At 42.9% G+C, this 15,908-nt stretch carries 23 protein-coding genes; 9 read left to right on the top strand and 14 right to left on the bottom strand.

The features are described from left to right. Window positions 1-11: 11 nt before the first annotated feature. From IGJ15_RS05050 to IGJ15_RS05010, 9 genes are all read right to left on the bottom strand, one after another. Entirely contained in the window at window positions 12-368 is a 357-nt protein-coding gene (locus tag IGJ15_RS05050; protein WP_016610725.1) for a DUF488 domain-containing protein, read from the bottom strand. Between the two features lie 148 nt (window positions 369-516). Beyond that, window positions 517-918 carry a rhodanese-like domain-containing protein gene (locus IGJ15_RS05045; RefSeq protein ID WP_005229396.1) on the bottom strand — a complete coding sequence of 134 codons (402 nt, stop codon included), beginning with the start codon at window positions 916-918 and terminating at the stop codon, window positions 517-519. An 83-nt stretch (window positions 919-1,001) separates the two neighbouring features. Beyond that, complete coding sequence (locus IGJ15_RS05040) at window positions 1,002-1,973, bottom strand: ROK family glucokinase (RefSeq protein ID WP_005229395.1); 972 nt, start codon at window positions 1,971-1,973, stop codon at window positions 1,002-1,004. Next, complete coding sequence (locus IGJ15_RS05035) at window positions 1,973-2,182, bottom strand: YqgQ family protein (RefSeq protein WP_005229394.1); 210 nt, start codon at window positions 2,180-2,182, stop codon at window positions 1,973-1,975. Before IGJ15_RS05035 ends, IGJ15_RS05040 begins: the two co-directional genes overlap by 1 nt. A 30-nt stretch (window positions 2,183-2,212) precedes the next feature. After that, on the bottom strand, window positions 2,213-2,881 hold the full coding sequence (locus IGJ15_RS05030) for a rhomboid family intramembrane serine protease (protein ID WP_096742436.1): 669 nt from the start codon (window positions 2,879-2,881) through the stop codon (window positions 2,213-2,215). A 12-nt stretch (window positions 2,882-2,893) separates the two neighbouring features. Beyond that, window positions 2,894-3,433: a 5-formyltetrahydrofolate cyclo-ligase gene (locus tag IGJ15_RS05025; RefSeq protein ID WP_231435243.1), complete on the bottom strand. Its 540-nt coding sequence runs from the start codon at window positions 3,431-3,433 to the stop codon at window positions 2,894-2,896. 90 nt (window positions 3,434-3,523) lie between these two features. Beyond that, on the bottom strand, window positions 3,524-4,501 hold the full coding sequence (locus IGJ15_RS05020; protein ID WP_060792277.1) for a FecCD family ABC transporter permease: 978 nt from the start codon (window positions 4,499-4,501) through the stop codon (window positions 3,524-3,526). Beyond that, window positions 4,501-5,481 (bottom strand): FecCD family ABC transporter permease, encoded by a 981-nt coding sequence (locus IGJ15_RS05015; RefSeq protein ID WP_060792278.1) that lies wholly within the window; start codon window positions 5,479-5,481, stop codon window positions 4,501-4,503. Before IGJ15_RS05015 ends, IGJ15_RS05020 begins: the two co-directional genes overlap by 1 nt. Next, window positions 5,478-6,269 (bottom strand): ABC transporter ATP-binding protein, encoded by a 792-nt coding sequence (locus IGJ15_RS05010; RefSeq protein WP_060792279.1) that lies wholly within the window; start codon window positions 6,267-6,269, stop codon window positions 5,478-5,480. Before IGJ15_RS05010 ends, IGJ15_RS05015 begins: the two co-directional genes overlap by 4 nt. Before the next feature lie 202 nt (window positions 6,270-6,471). On the opposite strand from IGJ15_RS05010, the gene IGJ15_RS05005 reads away from it, so the two are divergent. From IGJ15_RS05005 to IGJ15_RS04970, 8 genes are all read left to right on the top strand, one after another. Beyond that, entirely contained in the window at window positions 6,472-7,431 is a 960-nt protein-coding gene (locus IGJ15_RS05005; protein ID WP_060792280.1) for an ABC transporter substrate-binding protein, read from the top strand. 137 nt (window positions 7,432-7,568) lie between these two features. Beyond that, window positions 7,569-7,718, top strand: coding sequence for a 50S ribosomal protein L33 (rpmG, locus tag IGJ15_RS05000; RefSeq protein WP_005229384.1), 150 nt, complete (start codon window positions 7,569-7,571; stop codon window positions 7,716-7,718). 271 nt (window positions 7,719-7,989) lie between these two features. Beyond that, a complete protein-coding gene (locus IGJ15_RS04995; RefSeq protein ID WP_060792281.1) occupies window positions 7,990-8,193 on the top strand; it encodes a hypothetical protein in 204 nt (67 codons plus the stop codon). Window positions 8,194-8,513: 320 nt separating this feature from the next. Further along, window positions 8,514-8,765 carry a hypothetical protein gene (locus tag IGJ15_RS04990; protein ID WP_005229381.1) on the top strand — a complete coding sequence of 84 codons (252 nt, stop codon included), beginning with the start codon at window positions 8,514-8,516 and terminating at the stop codon, window positions 8,763-8,765. 70 nt (window positions 8,766-8,835) lie between these two features. Further along, a complete protein-coding gene (gene fosX, locus IGJ15_RS04985; protein WP_060792282.1) occupies window positions 8,836-9,246 on the top strand; it encodes a FosX/FosE/FosI family fosfomycin resistance hydrolase in 411 nt (136 codons plus the stop codon). A gap of 64 nt (window positions 9,247-9,310) precedes the next feature. Continuing rightward, the gene (locus tag IGJ15_RS04980) at window positions 9,311-9,697 is read left to right on the top strand and encodes a VOC family protein (protein ID WP_086338038.1); all 387 of its coding nucleotides are present in this window, start codon (window positions 9,311-9,313) and stop codon (window positions 9,695-9,697) included. Between the two features lie 254 nt (window positions 9,698-9,951). Continuing rightward, window positions 9,952-11,346, top strand: a complete 1,395-nt coding sequence (locus IGJ15_RS04975; RefSeq protein ID WP_060792284.1) for a Y-family DNA polymerase — start codon at window positions 9,952-9,954, stop codon at window positions 11,344-11,346. Between the two features lie 143 nt (window positions 11,347-11,489). Next, the gene (locus IGJ15_RS04970) at window positions 11,490-11,765 is read left to right on the top strand and encodes a hypothetical protein (RefSeq protein WP_005229370.1); all 276 of its coding nucleotides are present in this window, start codon (window positions 11,490-11,492) and stop codon (window positions 11,763-11,765) included. Window positions 11,766-11,800: 35 nt separating this feature from the next. Here the strand turns inward: IGJ15_RS04970 and IGJ15_RS04965 are convergent, their stop codons facing one another. The 4 genes from IGJ15_RS04965 to IGJ15_RS04950 all read right to left on the bottom strand — a co-directional run bounded on the left by IGJ15_RS04965 (window position 11,801) and on the right by IGJ15_RS04950 (window position 14,254). Continuing rightward, window positions 11,801-12,259, bottom strand: a complete 459-nt coding sequence (locus IGJ15_RS04965) for a hypothetical protein (RefSeq protein WP_005229368.1) — start codon at window positions 12,257-12,259, stop codon at window positions 11,801-11,803. Between the two features lie 67 nt (window positions 12,260-12,326). Then, entirely contained in the window at window positions 12,327-12,695 is a 369-nt protein-coding gene (locus tag IGJ15_RS04960) for a thioesterase family protein (protein WP_005229366.1), read from the bottom strand. 7 nt (window positions 12,696-12,702) lie between these two features. Then, window positions 12,703-13,917, bottom strand: a complete 1,215-nt coding sequence (locus IGJ15_RS04955; protein ID WP_005229364.1) for a CCA tRNA nucleotidyltransferase — start codon at window positions 13,915-13,917, stop codon at window positions 12,703-12,705. Then, window positions 13,904-14,254 (bottom strand): nucleotide pyrophosphohydrolase, encoded by a 351-nt coding sequence (locus IGJ15_RS04950; protein ID WP_005231912.1) that lies wholly within the window; start codon window positions 14,252-14,254, stop codon window positions 13,904-13,906. Before IGJ15_RS04950 ends, IGJ15_RS04955 begins: the two co-directional genes overlap by 14 nt. Before the next feature lie 137 nt (window positions 14,255-14,391). Here IGJ15_RS04950 and IGJ15_RS04945 point away from each other — a divergent pair, with 137 nt between their 5' ends. Further along, a complete protein-coding gene (locus IGJ15_RS04945; protein WP_060792285.1) occupies window positions 14,392-15,297 on the top strand; it encodes a YitT family protein in 906 nt (301 codons plus the stop codon). A 44-nt stretch (window positions 15,298-15,341) separates the two neighbouring features. Here IGJ15_RS04945 and IGJ15_RS04940 read toward each other — a convergent pair whose 3' ends face one another. After that, complete coding sequence (locus tag IGJ15_RS04940; protein ID WP_005229358.1) at window positions 15,342-15,899, bottom strand: YpiB family protein; 558 nt, start codon at window positions 15,897-15,899, stop codon at window positions 15,342-15,344. Window positions 15,900-15,908 lie beyond the last annotated feature (9 nt).

Below are 15,908 nucleotides of genomic sequence, written 5' to 3'. Positions count from 1 at the left end.
CTTTTAGGTAATCATTCTTCCTTCTCCAGTAAGTCCTGCAAAATCACGGCTTGATTTTGTTCTTCATTTTTCGCTCCGTATAGTAAGGTAACGGTCTCTTGTTCAGCAACCAACGCGTTTAACTGTGCCAGGGCAACTTTTGCGGGCGCTTTCTCTAATTCTTGTAGATAGCGGTCTTTAAACGCATCAAAACGTTCAGGATCATGCCCAAACCATTTGCGCAATTCAGTACTTGGTGCGACTGCTTTGAGCCATAGATCGATCTGAGCTGTTTCCTTTTTCATCCCTCTAGGCCAGATGCGATCCACCAATACCCGATAGCCATCTGTCGTTTCCGCCGCTTCATAAATTCTTTTTCGCTTGATCAACGCACACTCTCCTTATTGATAGACCTAAGTTCAAATAAAGGCAAAAGCCCACAATGTAAATTGAACAATGACTTACTTGAAACACTCCGTTTGGTGTTTCGTCACTCATTCAAATTTGCTTGTGTTCTTTTGCCTTGAGTTCTCTGTTTTATAAACTATTTTTCTTTTTCGTCTTGCCGCTCCAGCCTTCATATCCTTCTTTTAGGATATAGACATTGGTAAAGCCTTCTTTACGTAATTTATTCGCTGCGCGAATACTCAACGATTTACGCGTGTCATATAAGTAGATCGGTTGATCTTTACGAAATGCGCTGAAGGAATTGGTTAAAACAGTAAAAGGAATATTACGCGCCCCTAAAATATGTCCACTGTCAAACTCATTTTTTTCCCGAACATCGATCACTTGGGCTTTCTTCATTCCTGCTTTGAATTCATCTTCTGAGATGATCGTTGCTGAACGGCGTCCCATGATTTGAAAATACGCCCAGTTCAAAGCGATTGCTAAGATGATTAATCCCAAAACCAAGTTTAGCCACATAATTGGTGTCATTTCTTCTATTCCTCTCTATTGTAACAATCATTCTTTTTTTGATTTATGCTGCTTGAATGTATCATTGCCTAGCAGCTTGGCATCTAAGCTTTTGCTGCAAATTGCAAAGCTAATGATGCTGCCCCGATCACACCGGCATCATTCCCAAGTTCTGCCAATTTGATTTCGGTACTTTCCGTTACCTGTGGGAAGGTAAACTGAGCAAAGTAGGCAGCAACCCGTTCACGTAAAAATTCACCGGCTGCTGATACGCCTCCACCTAAAACGATACTCGATGGATTTAATGTGTTTCCTAAGTTTCCGCATGCCAACCCAAGGTAGAAGCACACTTTATCAACGACCATCAAGCCAAATGGATCGTTTGCTTGAGCCGCTTCAAAAATATCTTTACTTGAAACATCTTCCCCATTGTCCAGCTGCTGTTTCAATGCCGAATCGCCAGCATATTCTTCTGCCAACTGTCGAGCAACTCGCACAACACCCGTCGCACTAGAAACCGTTTCTAAACAACCACGTTTGCCGCAAGTACATTCAAACCCTTCAGGATCAACAGTGATATGACCGATTTCTCCAGCACAACCAGCAACCCCATGAAGCAATTGCCCTTCCATGATGATACCGCCGCCAACACCTGTACCTAGTGTGATAAAGATGACATCAGGATTGTTATCCCCTGCCCCTTTCCAGCGCTCACCTAAAGCTGCTACATTGGCATCGTTATCGATGGCAAAGGGGATTTTTGTGCCTTTTTCAATCAGTTCTTTGACTGGCTGAAGTGTTTTCCAGTTCAGATTGTAGGCACCGATGACGGTTCCTTTGTCACGATCGACACTTCCTGGTGTCCCCATACCAATACCGATAAATGCTTCTGGCTGTAAGCCATATAATTCTAGGCGATGATTGATCGATGCCACGATTTCTGGCACAATATGTGAGCCTTCATCAAGAATATTGGTGTCAATACTCCATTTTTGCTGAATCTCGCCTTCGCTCGTTAAAATAGCGAATTTCACCGTTGTTCCGCCTAAATCAATTCCGATGATTTTTTTGTCCATCACTTGTTTTCCTCCCGGCTTTCTTCAATTCGATGCTCCCGCGTAAGAATTCGCCGGGCAGTCAGATATACATCCCGATCTATCAAGCGACTGTCATAAAAGTTTTTCAGCTCGATTTGCATCAGTTCTATATCGTAGATCCGCTTGCCGACATATACGTAAACACCAAATTGTTTCAGTAATTGTTGTACGTCATATAACGTTTCCATTTAACCACTTCCTGCTTATTATACAAGTAATTAATATTTTTTAAAACCATATATCACAAAAATAGCCAATAAGAAAACAAAGAGTACGCCAGAGAGGATTCTGGTGTGGATCGAATATTTTCCGTAGTTCTTTGGCAATGCCAAAAGATTCCCTAGTAATAACCCACCGAGGATCCCCCCAATGTGTCCCCACATATCGATCGTTTGATCAAACACACCAAAAACCAGGTTCAATCCAACGAATAGGGCAAATTGCCGTACCATTGCTTGGATGCGGTAATCATTTCTAAAATGCCAACCTAAAATCAAAAATGCCCCGAAAAGTCCGAATAAAGAAGTACTAGCGCCTGCTGATTGAATCCCTATTTGGTTGAAGGCAAAACTCATGGTATTGCCCATGATGCCGCTTAGCAAATACAAGGCAAAAAAACGGCTATGACCATAGATGGCTTCTACTTGCTGCCCCATATAATACAGAATCACAGAATTGATCGCAAAATGAGCCAAACCGAAATGTAGAAAGATCGGGGTAACGAAACGCCAATATTCATTTAAATAAACGACAAACGGACCAAACATCACCCCGCCTGATTGAATAGAGGGACTAAAATAACCTAAGATAAACACAATTGTTTGGATAGCTAAAAACAGATACGTGAAGACCGGCTGATTCAGCCATCTTTTCATTTGAGAATTCATTGACGTGCTCCTTTACGTGCGAATAAGAGAATCCGTATAGATTTTATCGATTGGGATGTCGAATACATCTGGTGTCCATTGATCGTTGAATTGCTCTCCGAAGACCAAAGAAACGGTCTTGCCATCGAAAGCTGACAAGAAACGATCATAATAGCCACCGCCAAAGCCGATGCGATAGCCGTTTTTAGAAAACGCCAAACCGGGAACAATCAGCAAATCCAAGTGATGGGCTTCTTGCTCACAGATCGGCTCTTCAACTCCAAATGCCGACGCTTCATAACGTGTTGTCGGCTCCACATGATAAAACTGCAATTTTTTCTGTTGTGCTTTCGGCACTGCGATTCGTTTGTTTTGTTCAAATCCTTTAGCAAAAATAGCCGCTGTATCAAATTCAAATGGCAACGAACGGATCACACCTACTGACTCAGCTGTTTGCCAAATCTGAGAAGAAAACAGCAACTGCAAAATCAGCGTTTCTTTCTGCTGCTTTTGTTTGATTGGCATTTGTTTTAATGTTTGGATCATGTGCTCTCTAATGACTGGTTTTTCCATTGGATCACTCCTCTCAGAAATAGTACCAAAAACTGTGTCCAAATAGCAAACTAGAATCGCAGATTTCTTGGCAAGATCATGACTAGTTGCTCATTCTTCTTTACGTCGGATCAGCAAAAAGACAAAGTACGGTGCCCCCACGATAGAAATGATGATACCAGCTGGGATCTCGCCGCTTGTCAATAGCAAACGACCGATCGTATCACTGACTAAGACTAGCAGACTGCCGATCATTCCCGCTAAGAAAAAGGCACTGCGAGATTCTCTGCCGATGAGTCCCTTAGCGATATGAGGCGCCAATAAGCCCACAAAGGCTAAATTACCAGTATAGCCAACCGTACTGGCAGCCAAACCAACCGCGATCACTAAAAACCACGTCCGCAAACGGGTCAAAGAAACCCCTAAGCTAATTGCCTGCTCCTCGCCAAAGCCAAGTAAGTTAAACCTTGGTACGGTCCAGAAAGCTGCGGCAGACAATACGATGACCCAAGGAAGCAGACTGGTGATTTGCTGCCAAGAAGTTCCCCAAATCGAACCAGAAAGCCACGCTGTTACAAAGCGATAGCGGTCTTTTGATAATTCCACCGTAAAGAGTAAGGTAGCCGCCGCCAGCCCTGCATTGACGGCGATTCCCGCCAGCAGTACTCGCTCCATCGATAACAATTGGCGGTGCTTATAGGCAATCAAATAGACCAGTACAGCAGCTAATAAACCACCGATGATCCCAACGACAGGCAAAAGCTGCGATCCTTGGGTATAAAAACCTAAGTAGATCAACACAAAGAGCCCTGCCCCATTGTTGATTCCTACGATACTTGCATCAGCCAACTCATTTCTCGTTACTCCTTGCAAGACAAACCCAGAAAAACCAAAGGCACCACCAGCGATCAGCGCTAGACAAGCCCGTGGTAGTCGAAACTCAGTAAAAGTCAGTACTTGACTCGAAGATGCCGTTCCTTGAAAGATTGCCCCTAATGTCTGAAAGGATAAAATTGTTTTTCCCACCATGACACTTCCTAAAAAAGCGACCATCAGCAGTAGGAAAAAAACAGAGAGTGTTTTTTTCATCAGCCTTCCCTCCGTATCTTGATCAATAGAAAAGGCACACCAATCAATGCCATCAGTATCCCAAAGGGTGTCTCAAAGGGCGGATTGATCAGGCGGCCAGCCAGATCAGCGGCCATCACCAGTGTTCCCCCTCCAAGGATCGTCAAAGGCAAAATCAGTTGATAGTTTTTGCCCACCATTCCCCGCACGACATGAGGAACCATTAAGCCGACAAAACTGACCGGTCCAACAAGCGAAACTGCCATTCCCGCCAAAACTACGACTAACAGTAAGGCAGATGCCCGAATCAGATGCGGGTGCTTGCCTAATGAAATGACGGTGTCATCTCCTAGCGCTAACAGATTCAACGCTTTTCCTAGACGTAGCACAAAAACGATGGCAATCAGATAGATGGGGCCCACAAAACGCAGTTGCTGCCAAGTCACATTTGCGGCACCACCGATAAACCAAAAGGCTAACTCTTGATTTAAATCAAATTGCAGTGACAGGGTCTGACTGATGGCTGAGAAAAAAGAACTTAGTGCCACACCAGCCAAAATCAAACCTGTAGGTGACATACCCAATTTGGCATAGCGAGTCAATAAAAAAAGCAGCGCAGTTGCCGCAAAGGCACCAAAAAACGAAAATAGCGCCGCTTGACTCGGTTGAATACTAGGAAATAGGATAAATGCGATCGCTAATCCCATCGCAGCCCCACTGTTGACACCTAAAAGACCGCCATCTGCCAGAGCGTTTTTCGTAATTCCCTGCATGATAGCTCCCGTAACAGCAAAACAACTTCCTACTAGAAAAGCAGCCAACACACGGGGCAATCGAATATTGCGCAAGACTTGATGCAGCTGATTCTCATAATCAAAAGCAAAGATAGCATTCCAGATCGTTTCAAAGGAAAGGTCTGCAGCGCCTTGGGTGATCGCCAAAAAGAAACAGATAATAAAGCAGCCGCTAAAAAGCAGCAGCAACCAAGAAAACTTTTTCATGCTTGGGCTCCTAACTCATAGGTCAAGACCAATGGCTTTGTGCTATTAGGAAAGGTTCCTAACATGGCGTCGATCTCAAACAAACGCTGTAGCCACTCTTTGGTCAGCACTGTTTCTGGTGTACCAGAGACCAACAGTTCTCCACCTTTTAATGCATAAATATAATCAGAAAAACGAGAGGCATGATTCAGGTCATGAATCGACATAATGATCGTTTTTCCGTAGGTTTTATTGATTTGCTGTAATAAGAGCAAAATTTCTAATTGATGCGCTGGATCTAAAAAGGTCGTTGGTTCATCTAAAATCACGATATCCGTATCTTGCGCAAGTGCCATGGCGATCCAAACGCGCTGTTTTTGTCCCCCTGACAGCGTGCTGATCGTTTCATCTGCTAGTGCCGTCAAACCCGTTGCCTGCAAAGACCATTCGATCGCCGCAAGATCTTGTTCCGATAAACTATTTAGTCCTTTTTGATAGGGAAAACGACCATAAGAAACAATTTCGCGAATCGTCAAGCCAATCGATGAATCGCTAACTTGTGAGAGCAGCGCAATCTTTTTCGCCACTTCTTTGGTTTTGATGTTTTGCAGGTTTTGTGCATCTAAGAGGACCTCACCAGACAATGGCTGTAAAATTCGGGCAAGTGCCTTTAAAAACGTCGATTTCCCACTGCCGTTCGGACCAATCAAGCCGATGATTTTCCCTTCTGGCATCTCAATTGTTAGATTTTGCACAATTTTTTGTTTTTGATAGCCGACACTCAAGTCAACTGTTCGTAATTTCGCCATATTCGTCCCCAAAATAAATGATTGATAATGCTTATCAATTATGAATGTAATCCTACTATTCGTCAATAGTTCTAAAAAAAGGAAATAAAAAAATAAGATTGACAAAGAAGCGTTTCTTCGTGATAATAGCTATCAGCAAATGAGAACTATTCTCAATTAAAACAATAAGTGCTCAACATGTAACAAAGGAGGAAGTGTTTTTATGAAACAATGGTCAAAAAGAAGTACTTGGCTTACCCTGCTAGCTGCCTGCTCTCTTACCCTACTGGGTGCTTGCAGCACGAATAATGACTCAACGGATAGCAGTGGATCAGCCACTACTTCTTCAGAAATAGCAACAACCTTTACCGATGCGATGGGAAATGAAGTCACTGTTCCCGAAAACCCACAGCGGGTGATTGGTAGTTATTTGGAAGATTATTTGGTCGCTTTAGAGGTAACACCGGTTGCTCAATGGACCGTCGGCAATGACAGTGATCAAGCATACTTGCAAGACAAACTGGCGGAGGTTCCAAGGATCAACTACGATCTGCCCTTTGAAGATGTCTTGAGCTTTGAGCCAGACCTGCTACTGATGGATAGCAATTCCATGGTGGAAGGTGACAAATATGATCAATACAGTAAAATCGCGCCGACCTATGTGGTCACAAATGGCGAAGACGTGACCTGGCGGGAACGTCTGACAGATATTGCAAAGGTGTTACACAAAGAAGAGCAAGCTGCCCAAGTAGAAGCTGATTATGATGACTTAGTCGCTGCTACCAAGGAAACGTACGCTGATCAAATCCAAGGCAAGTCGATCGCTGCTTTATGGGTGGTCAATAACTCTGTCTTCATGGTTTCAGAAACAAAATCAAGCGGTCAGCTGCTGTATCACGAACTCGGGTTTGAAGTTCCCGCACTGGTTTCGGAAATCAGTGAAAGTGCCACTGCTGATTGGTCTGCCGTTTCTCTGGAAAAATTAGCAGAATTGGATGCCGATTACCTGATTTTAGTGAATAGTGATAAAGGCGCTGATTTTTTCAGTGAACAAGTCTGGCAAAATCTTGATGCAGTCAAAAACAATCATTTATGGGAATTCGGCCCTGAATCAAGCTGGCTCTACAACGGTCCGATCGCCTACACCAAAATGATCGAAGATATCCAGAGCAAATTGGACTAATGCGTTTCAAGAAATTCGTCAAGTAAAACTACTTAACAAATTTCAGGAAAAAGCTAGCATTCCCTCACGAAACATGCTATTATATTTTAGTCTGAGAGATTTCTTAGAGGATTCTTGTATCGTTAGGGGGGAAAATCATGCGCGTAAACATCACATTAGAGTGCACTTCTTGTAAAGAACGCAACTACTTATCAAACAAAAACAAACGTAACAATCCTGATCGTTTGGAAAAGAAAAAATATTGCCCACGCGAAAGAAAAGTTACTTTACACCGCGAAACAAAATAATGCTATTTAAGAAGTTCGCAAACGCTGATAACCAAGGCGTTTGCGAACTTCTTTTTTTGTAAAAACTAGCTTTGAGGTGATGGTTTTGAATGGAACTCCCCTTCTATTAGCCCTTGTTCTTTCAAACTTAGATAGTAATTGCATCGTCTCCTTGATTACTCTTTGTTTTAGCTGCTTCTTGACTTCTCTTCTTTGGACTTTTAAGCCAATTCTTTGTAAAGTCACAAAAATAAATTTTAATGTATAATGTATAGAAAAAAGGAGAAATTAAATGTTTAACAAAGAAGGAAATGAGTTTCGTTGCAACCATTGCAAAAAAGTGATCGACACAGGGGAAGTCGTTTGGACAAAATGGCCGTTTCCGCCGAAAGCTTCTGCTTACCAACTAAAACCCAGAAAAGAATTAGCACTGATAAACGCGCCGATCCTTTGCCTAAATTGCTCAGAAAAGCTTCTCCTGGAACACCTCGAGTAACTATTCTTTTCATCGTTTTATTGTCTCTCTTTGTCCATCATAAAAAAGAGCAGGCAGTAGCCAAATTCACTTAGTGAATGTATTGCTGCTTTTTTGAATAAGCATCAGGAGAACGCATGAGCAGCAACAAAGATTTCAGGGGCGATTAAGCGGCAGCTTTATTTTCCGAAATTTTTTGCAGTATCTCTCCCGCGATTATGCGCGAGATGATTTTGGCAATAACCATAATATGAAGCCGCTCTCTCCCGTTGCCACCTTTTCTGTATACTTTGATCTCCGATCGACCCTTTCATGCTATACTGCCTATAGGAGGTGAACCCATGCTTGGCAATTTTGCGTATCTACCTAGTAACTATCGTCTGTTTTATGGCGCTTTTCTTTTTGCACTTATTGGAAATATGCTTTTCATTTTCATCAAACACCCTGCTTGGACCTTTAGCCTACCGACGGTGATTGTCCTCTTCTTAATAAATGTCTTCTTTTGGACAAAATACACGAAGAAACTTATTCCTTGCGCAACAGATGCACTGTTTTATGTTCTGCTCTTCCTATTGGTATTTCACAATCACTAACATAATGCTTCTTTTGATACTGATTGTTTCTCTTTCCCCTATTTCGTCATAACAAAGGAGTGTTGATGCGATGGAGATTTCCCATATCACGTTGATCGTACAGAATTTAGCAAAGACAACAACGATGCTGGAAACATTGTTTGATGCAGAGGAAGTTTATGATAGTCAAGACCAGGCCCATTCTTACTTCCCAGAAAAATTCTTTTTGATCGATGGCTTATGGCTTGCTGTCATGGAGGATGCCTCCCAGAAGCTGCCGAAAACGTATAACCATATTGCCTTTAAAATCGATCAAGCTCAAATCGATTCCTTGATTACGCGCATCCAAGGACTAGGATTGAAGATCGAAAAAGATCGTTCCCGCATCAAAGGCGAAGGTGCTTCTATTTATTTTTATGACGATGACAACCATTTATTTGAATTGCATACTGGTACGTTGGCTGAACGGTTGCACCATTACCGTCTGACAGAAACGAGGTGATCTTCATTGCTAGCAGCTGCATTGACTGTTATGTAAAGAACGCCCACATGAAAGGAAGTAAACAATGAAACTAGATATGGTCGGTATTATCACAAAAAACATGGAACAGGCACTGGCTTTTTATCAAGTACTTGGCTTCACGCCATTAGGTCAGCACTCAGAAGATTATATGGAATTAGCAAACGACGGGGTTCGTATCTCCTTGAATAGCCGCCAGATGGTTGCTGGGATCTACGGACATGCACCAATGACTGTGGGTGATACGATTGAATTAGCCTTTTTATGTGATTCTCCTGAAGAAGTTGATGCCCTTCATGCAAAAGTCGTTGCTGCTGGGTATCAGTCTTTCAAAGAACCTTGGTCTGCCTTTTGGGGGCAACGCTATGCCATTGTCAAAGACATAGACGGCAATCTCTTAAGTTTGTTTGCAACCCTACCTGCCGAAAATTGATTTAAGCTACGACAGTCGGTCCAATGGAGCGGCTGTTTTTTTATCCGTTTTTCGGGTAAAAAGACAAAACCCCGTATTTATGTCCAATCGAATTCTGATAATCTGAAATGAATGTATTCCTTATAAACCAACGTTTCCCATCATTATAAAACAAAAATAACTTCTCTATAAAAAAACAAATCCCCCTCATCCGCTCCTGTTTGCTTGACAAAAAAGAACAAACGTTCGTATAATTTCGGTAAGGAGTGATAAAAATGGGTGGTTTTAATTATGCGCTCGAGCCAAAACGCGATATCTTATTTATTGATGTCAAAAGTTTTTATGCTTCTGTCGAATGCATCTCTCGTGGATTAGATCCTATCCAAGCGATGCTGGTCGTCATGTCACATTCTGACAATACTGGTAACGGCTTAGTCTTAGCAGCTTCCCCAAAGGCAAAATCGGTATTGGGGATTTCAAATGTGACTCGCAATGACAACCTGCCGACACATCCCGATTTGTACAAAGCATCGCCGCGTATGAGTTTTTATATCAAAGAAAACACCAAAGTCAATAATGTCTTTCGCAAATATGTTGGACAAGACGACTTGCTGCTCTATTCGATCGACGAAACGATGATGGATCTGACCCGTACATTGGATCTTTTCATTCCCGATAAAACGATCTCTCGCGAAGAAAAACGTTGGTTGATTGCCCAGCAAATTCAAAAAGACATTTACGAAACAACGAAATTGTATGTCACCATCGGCATTGGCGACAATCCATTGTTAGCAAAACTAGCTTTAGATAACGAATCCAAACACAATCGTTCCTTGATCGCTGAATGGACCTATGACGATGTACCGACAAAAGTTTGGCAGATCGCCCCTATGACAGAGTTTTGGGGGATCGGTCGGCGCACAGAAAAACGACTTCACTTGATGGGGATTGAAACGATCGAGCAATTGGCTCACGCCAGTCCTGATCTTTTACGCAGTCGCATGGGGATCATTGGCGAGCAGCTCTATCATCACGCCCATGGCATTGATCGCACGATTTTATCTGAACCGACACCACAAGTGATGGAAAAAAGCTACGGCAATAGCCAAGTCCTACATCGCAATTATTATTTACAAGAAGAAATCGAGATCGTCATCAAGGAAATGGCGGAGCAAGTTGCCGCTCGGATTCGCCGTCATCATTGTCAGACCGCTTGTATCAATGTTTACATCGGCGTAGCCTTTGGTGAAACTGCCTCTGGTTTTTCCCGACAAATGAAGATCCCGCCAACTGACAATACCCGCAAACTTGTGGCTCATTGCCTGTTTCTCTTTCGAAAATTTTATACGGGGCAAGTCGTTCGCCACATTGGTATTACCTATTCAAAATTGTTCTATACAGAAAATGTCCAGTTGGATCTTTTTGAGCAAGCAGAAACGCAGTTGCGCCAGCGTAAATTAGATTTGATCATCGATAAGATTCGTGAGAAATATGGCTTCACTTCGATCGTTCATGCCACAAGCCGAATGGAAGGCGCTCGCGCCATTGCTCGCAGCAAATTAGTCGGCGGACATGCCGGTGGTCTAGATGGGATCGCTAATATAGGACCCGTCCATCAGCAAAAGGAAAAAGAACCGTTTGCTGATGGTTCGAAAAATACTGGCACTTGATTCGTTTTTCTTTCCTTTTTGCTGACAAATCTTAAGATAACATTAACAAACGGTCCATTTTTTAAAGATTTATGTAATTTCGATTCGCCCACCTCCCCCTTTGTTCTTTTCTAAGGTACTTTAATAGCAAGGAGTGTGAGCAGATGAAAATTGACAAAATCGAATACAAACGAGTCATCAACGGTGCGGGACACCTTGAGTACGATTTGCTGCAATATTTAGAAAAGAATCGGGCGACTGCTGCACAAAACCTGAAACAGTCTGAGATCGATTACCTTTTAGAAAAAGATATTCAGCATCGTATCATCCAACATGCGCGTAAGAGTTTCTTTGGCGATACGATCGTTTTAAAAGATGAATATGCCGAAGATTATCTTTTATTAAAAAAGTATACGGATATGTTCCAAGAATCATTCTAAAAAAAAACGCAGAACCAACTGGTTCTGCGTTTTTCTTATTCTTCGAAATGTTCTTTATAAACATCATCGACTGTCTGGTTCGGGTCGATCACGATATAAAGGCTCTTCGTTTTCTCACTGATTTTTGTTGATTGGTATACGTTATCCAATCCTTCCGTATCTTTGTCCTTATATGGGAAATACACAAGATCCGGTGTACCGTTACGGTAAAGAATTTCCATCCGTTCGATATCTTCATATTTCAACGCACGGGCAAACATCCCTAATTCAAGCCCACCTAAGTTGATGTCATGCGTTGCCACATGATCGCCTTCTTGGAAGATTTCAATTTTGAACCCAGCACATGGATGAATCTCAACAAATTCGCTTCCGTGGATGCGGCCAAAACTGGTCGTGATTTGTTTGATCCACAAGTCACCGATGTAACGGCGCTCAATCGTCCATGTTTCTCCATTACGGAAATAAAATTTTAAAGCTTTCATTTCTCTAGCCATGACAAAACGCTCCTTTTTATTAGTAATACACTTTAATTCTAACACATAGTCGCCATCGGGACACAAATTAACTTTGTTTTTCGTTGACTTTTTTCATGAACCGAGAGATTTCCACTGCTGCTCGTTGATGCGTCCCATTGGCAATGATCTGTTGTTTCGCGTCTATTACCTGATAATGAAATTGGAGCCCCTGTTCTTTTTCCCACTGCACAAGAACTGTGATTGTCGCTCCAACTGGTGAAGGCTTCAAATGATTGATCGAAAACTTTGTACCGACGGTAGTAAACCCTTTATCTAAAGTAGGCTCAAGGGCTTCCCAACAGGTGTTTTCCACCATTGCTACCAATCGTGGGGTTGCTAAAACGTCTAATCCCCCAGAACCCAAAACAGCCGCAGTGTCTTGCTGTCCCACGATAAATTCTTTTTTGCTTTCCATTTTTCAGTTATCCCTCCTTTGCTAAATACGCTTGGACAAACGCTAATAGTGCTTCTTTTTCATTAGGGATTTTTCGTGTGATGACTGCAGCTTCGGCAGCGGTCAAGACTTCTTTGAGCCACGGACCAGAAGAACGATCGATCGTTTGTAGTAAATCACGTCCATTGATCGCCAACTCCTTCAGTGAATGGATCGGCAGCTGCTGATAGCGCTGACTGATTTTTGCTGGATCGTTGGGCTGATTGTCATAACGCAATAATCCTTCGGCTAAACAGGTTGCTTCTAGACCGAACTGATACAACACTAGGTCATTCCATTCGCCATTTCGACGCGCGAGCAGTGCTTGATAAGCCGTGTGTACTTGGCGGATGCAGTCATTGGAACATTTCCAAGCTTTTAAAAAGCTGCGGACTGCCTCTGGCGCTAAACCCATTTGGTCAATGAGCAAAACCCAGGCCGCCGTTTCGTTTTCTAATGGGATCGCTGGCAGGTCTGCCATCCGCAGTAACGCCTCACCGTATTCCCGCAAGCCTGGGCAATAGATATAGCATTCGGTTTCTACTAGCGCCCGTAGTGCTTGGTTCCGATGATTGCCTAACAGCAATTTCACGAATTCAATCATGATCCGTTCAACAGAGATTTTTCCCAACAAGGCATGATTCGCATGGATAGCAGCCAATGTTTCTGTTTCTAAAACAAAGCCCAATTGACTGACAAAACGCAGCCCCCGCATCATTCGTAGGGCGTCCTCATGGAAACGTTCCTGGGGGTGACCCACTGCTCGTAAGATTTGATTATCGATATCTGCCAGACCATCGAAAAGATCAATGATGACACCATCTTCTTGAAGTGCCAACGCATTGATGGTAAAGTCCCGCCGTTTTAGATCTTCTTTCAGGGAACGGACAAAATCCACTTTGTCGGGTCTGCGGTAATCTTGATAGGCTGCTTCCGTTCGAAACGTAGTGATCTCATACTGCGCCTGCTCCCACAAAACCAACACCGTTCCATGCTCGATGCCAATGTCAATGGTTCGAGGAAAAAGCGCCTTGATTTCGGCTGGAAATGCACTGGTAGCAATATCGACATCATGAATCGGCTGGCCTAAGATCGTGTCTCGCACGCTGCCGCCGACAAAGTATGCTTCATAGCCTGCGGCTTCGATTTTTTTTAAAAGCGGTGCAGCTTCTGCAAATTCTTTTGGTAGTTTAGTCAGTTTCATTTACTTTCCCATCTTTTCTTTCAAAACGATACGCATCCCGCTGATTGAATTTTGCCATATTTTCCTCAAACACTTCAGTCAGGTCGATGTCTAGTGAATTGGCCATGATCATCGTCACAAAGAGTACATCACCGAGCTCTTCTGCCACTGTTTTTTCAACTTCATCGCTTTTTTTATTTTTTTCCCCGTAATAGTGATTCACTTCTCGCGCCAATTCGCCGACTTCTTCGGTCAAACGAGCCATTTGGGCGAGGGGGCTGAAATAGCCAGTTTTGAATTGCTGAATATACGCATCGACTTCTTCTTGCATCGATGCCAAAGAACGTTTTTCTGTCATTTTCTCCACCCTTTCTCGTTTATCTTACCAAAAGAATGGCTGCCTGCCTAGATAGATCCCCCTTCAGGATTTGTTGTGCATTCAATGATTTCGTGCTACATTGATACTTGTGGAAGTTGAATAACGGAGGAAACAGGATGCGGGCATTTTTTTCATGGCGAACGATTCGCGATATTGTTTTGATTATTTTTGGTACAAGTATCTATGGCTTCGGTCTAGTCTATCTAAATATCCCAAATGACTTAGCAGAAGGCGGTGTGACGGGGATCACCTTGATCATGCGAGCCTTATGGGGAATCAATCCTGCCATCAGTACACTGATCTTAAATATTCCGATCATTTTGATCGGTGGCAAAATTCTTGGTCGACGCTCATTAGTGTATACGATTTTAGGAACTTTTGGTTTGTCTTTTTGGTTGGCATTTTGGCAGAGTGTTCCCCTGTTGATCGATCTGCAGCACGATCTGCTGATCGTTGCGCTCTTGGCTGGTTTGATTGCAGGGATCGGTAGTGGGATCGTCTACAAAGTCGGGGGAACGACTGGTGGAGTCGATGTATTGGCACGTATTTTAGAGAAAAACTTTGGGGTGACAATCGGTCGTTCCCTTTTGATCTTTGATGTGTTCGTCCTGTTGCTTTCTTTGACTTATATAGATTTGAACCGCATGATGTATACCTTGATTTTTTCTTATGTCTTCACGCGCGTGATCGATTCGATCCTAGATGGCGGCTATTCAGCCAAAGGGATCTTAGTGATCAGCAATCACAGCGAAGAGATGGCTCCTGTTTTAATGGATGAATTAGAACGAGGCGTCACGTTTTTACAGGGCGAAGGGGCTTACTCAAGAGTGTCGAAACAAATCATTTATATGGTGGTCAGCGGGCGGGAGATTTCTGAAGTCAAGCGCATCGTTCATGACTTTGATCCGCAAGCGTTTGTTTCTGTCATTAATGTCCATGAAGTCGAAGGTGAAGGCTTTACCTACTTAAGACCTAAGTCGCGGTTCTTACAGCGCAAAACCGCTGTTTCTAAAACAAAATAGAGACTGAAAAAAGCAGCCCCGGTTAAAGGGCTGCTTTTTGCTTGTTAACGGCTTTCTTCTTTTTGCTGGAGCAAGTGTCTATTTACTTCATCCGAAAGTTCTAAGAAGGCATCACGATCCCCATTTTCCAAGGCTAGATCGATTTGCCGATACAAGGTATCGATTTTGGTTTTTGTTTCTTCTTTTTCAAGATACTGGGTAACATGTTGGGTCATTTCTTGATCCAAGTGGTCGTTCCAACGTTCATAAGGATTGTCTTCTAAAACTGCTAAATAAAAGGATTGCGACCAAGAATCTGGGAAGAGACATTCAAGATACAAAGGTTGTTTCCAATTCATGCGAATCTCATGAAAAATCTGATCAATGTCATAAAAGGTCTGCCCTTCGATGCTCAAGACAAACGGTTCGCCCCCAATTTCTGTACTGCGGACACTCAAGCCCCGTTTGGCTGCGGCTGCCCCTTCTACAAAATGAACATTGGTCAAGATCGCTTCATGGTTCGCCAGATAGTTTAACACCCAAGAGACTTCTCGGCGGCTGAAGGAAACGGTCGAAACTAACCAATTAAGAAACTTTTTCTTTTCTTGTACATTGATGTTCATTTCTCTCAC

Source organism: Enterococcus sp. AZ079 (genome assembly GCF_050547255.1).
Lineage (GTDB): Bacteria > Bacillota > Bacilli > Lactobacillales > Enterococcaceae > Enterococcus_D > Enterococcus_D casseliflavus.
This window is presented reverse-complemented; position numbering and strand designations above follow the sequence as displayed.

What these genes read in the sequence shown, in the direction of transcription:
- IGJ15_RS05045 (WP_005229396.1), bottom strand. Translation starts at nt 918, where the DNA reads ATGACACCAATTATGTGGCTAAACTTGGTTTTGGGATTAATCATCTTA.
- IGJ15_RS05040 (WP_005229395.1), bottom strand. Translation starts at nt 1,973, where the DNA reads ATGGACAAAAAAATCATCGGAATTGATTTAGGCGGAACAACGGTGAAA.
- IGJ15_RS05035 (WP_005229394.1), bottom strand. Translation starts at nt 2,182, where the DNA reads ATGGAAACGTTATATGACGTACAACAATTACTGAAACAATTTGGTGTT.
- IGJ15_RS05030 (WP_096742436.1), bottom strand. Translation starts at nt 2,881, where the DNA reads ATGAATTCTCAAATGAAAAGATGGCTGAATCAGCCGGTCTTCACGTAT.
- IGJ15_RS05025 (WP_231435243.1), bottom strand. Translation starts at nt 3,433, where the DNA reads ATGGAAAAACCAGTCATTAGAGAGCACATGATCCAAACATTAAAACAA.
- IGJ15_RS05020 (WP_060792277.1), bottom strand. Translation starts at nt 4,501, where the DNA reads ATGAAAAAAACACTCTCTGTTTTTTTCCTACTGCTGATGGTCGCTTTT.
- IGJ15_RS05015 (WP_060792278.1), bottom strand. Translation starts at nt 5,481, where the DNA reads ATGAAAAAGTTTTCTTGGTTGCTGCTGCTTTTTAGCGGCTGCTTTATT.
- IGJ15_RS05010 (WP_060792279.1), bottom strand. Translation starts at nt 6,269, where the DNA reads ATGGCGAAATTACGAACAGTTGACTTGAGTGTCGGCTATCAAAAACAA.
- IGJ15_RS05005 (WP_060792280.1), top strand. Translation starts at nt 6,472, where the DNA reads ATGAAACAATGGTCAAAAAGAAGTACTTGGCTTACCCTGCTAGCTGCC.
- rpmG (WP_005229384.1), top strand. Translation starts at nt 7,569, where the DNA reads ATGCGCGTAAACATCACATTAGAGTGCACTTCTTGTAAAGAACGCAAC.
- IGJ15_RS04995 (WP_060792281.1), top strand. Translation starts at nt 7,990, where the DNA reads ATGTTTAACAAAGAAGGAAATGAGTTTCGTTGCAACCATTGCAAAAAA.
- IGJ15_RS04990 (WP_005229381.1), top strand. Translation starts at nt 8,514, where the DNA reads ATGCTTGGCAATTTTGCGTATCTACCTAGTAACTATCGTCTGTTTTAT.
- fosX (WP_060792282.1), top strand. Translation starts at nt 8,836, where the DNA reads ATGGAGATTTCCCATATCACGTTGATCGTACAGAATTTAGCAAAGACA.
- IGJ15_RS04980 (WP_086338038.1), top strand. Translation starts at nt 9,311, where the DNA reads ATGAAACTAGATATGGTCGGTATTATCACAAAAAACATGGAACAGGCA.
- IGJ15_RS04975 (WP_060792284.1), top strand. Translation starts at nt 9,952, where the DNA reads ATGGGTGGTTTTAATTATGCGCTCGAGCCAAAACGCGATATCTTATTT.
- IGJ15_RS04970 (WP_005229370.1), top strand. Translation starts at nt 11,490, where the DNA reads ATGAAAATTGACAAAATCGAATACAAACGAGTCATCAACGGTGCGGGA.
- IGJ15_RS04965 (WP_005229368.1), bottom strand. Translation starts at nt 12,259, where the DNA reads ATGGCTAGAGAAATGAAAGCTTTAAAATTTTATTTCCGTAATGGAGAA.
- IGJ15_RS04960 (WP_005229366.1), bottom strand. Translation starts at nt 12,695, where the DNA reads ATGGAAAGCAAAAAAGAATTTATCGTGGGACAGCAAGACACTGCGGCT.
- IGJ15_RS04955 (WP_005229364.1), bottom strand. Translation starts at nt 13,917, where the DNA reads ATGAAACTGACTAAACTACCAAAAGAATTTGCAGAAGCTGCACCGCTT.
- IGJ15_RS04950 (WP_005231912.1), bottom strand. Translation starts at nt 14,254, where the DNA reads ATGACAGAAAAACGTTCTTTGGCATCGATGCAAGAAGAAGTCGATGCG.
- IGJ15_RS04945 (WP_060792285.1), top strand. Translation starts at nt 14,392, where the DNA reads ATGCGGGCATTTTTTTCATGGCGAACGATTCGCGATATTGTTTTGATT.
- IGJ15_RS04940 (WP_005229358.1), bottom strand. Translation starts at nt 15,899, where the DNA reads ATGAACATCAATGTACAAGAAAAGAAAAAGTTTCTTAATTGGTTAGTT.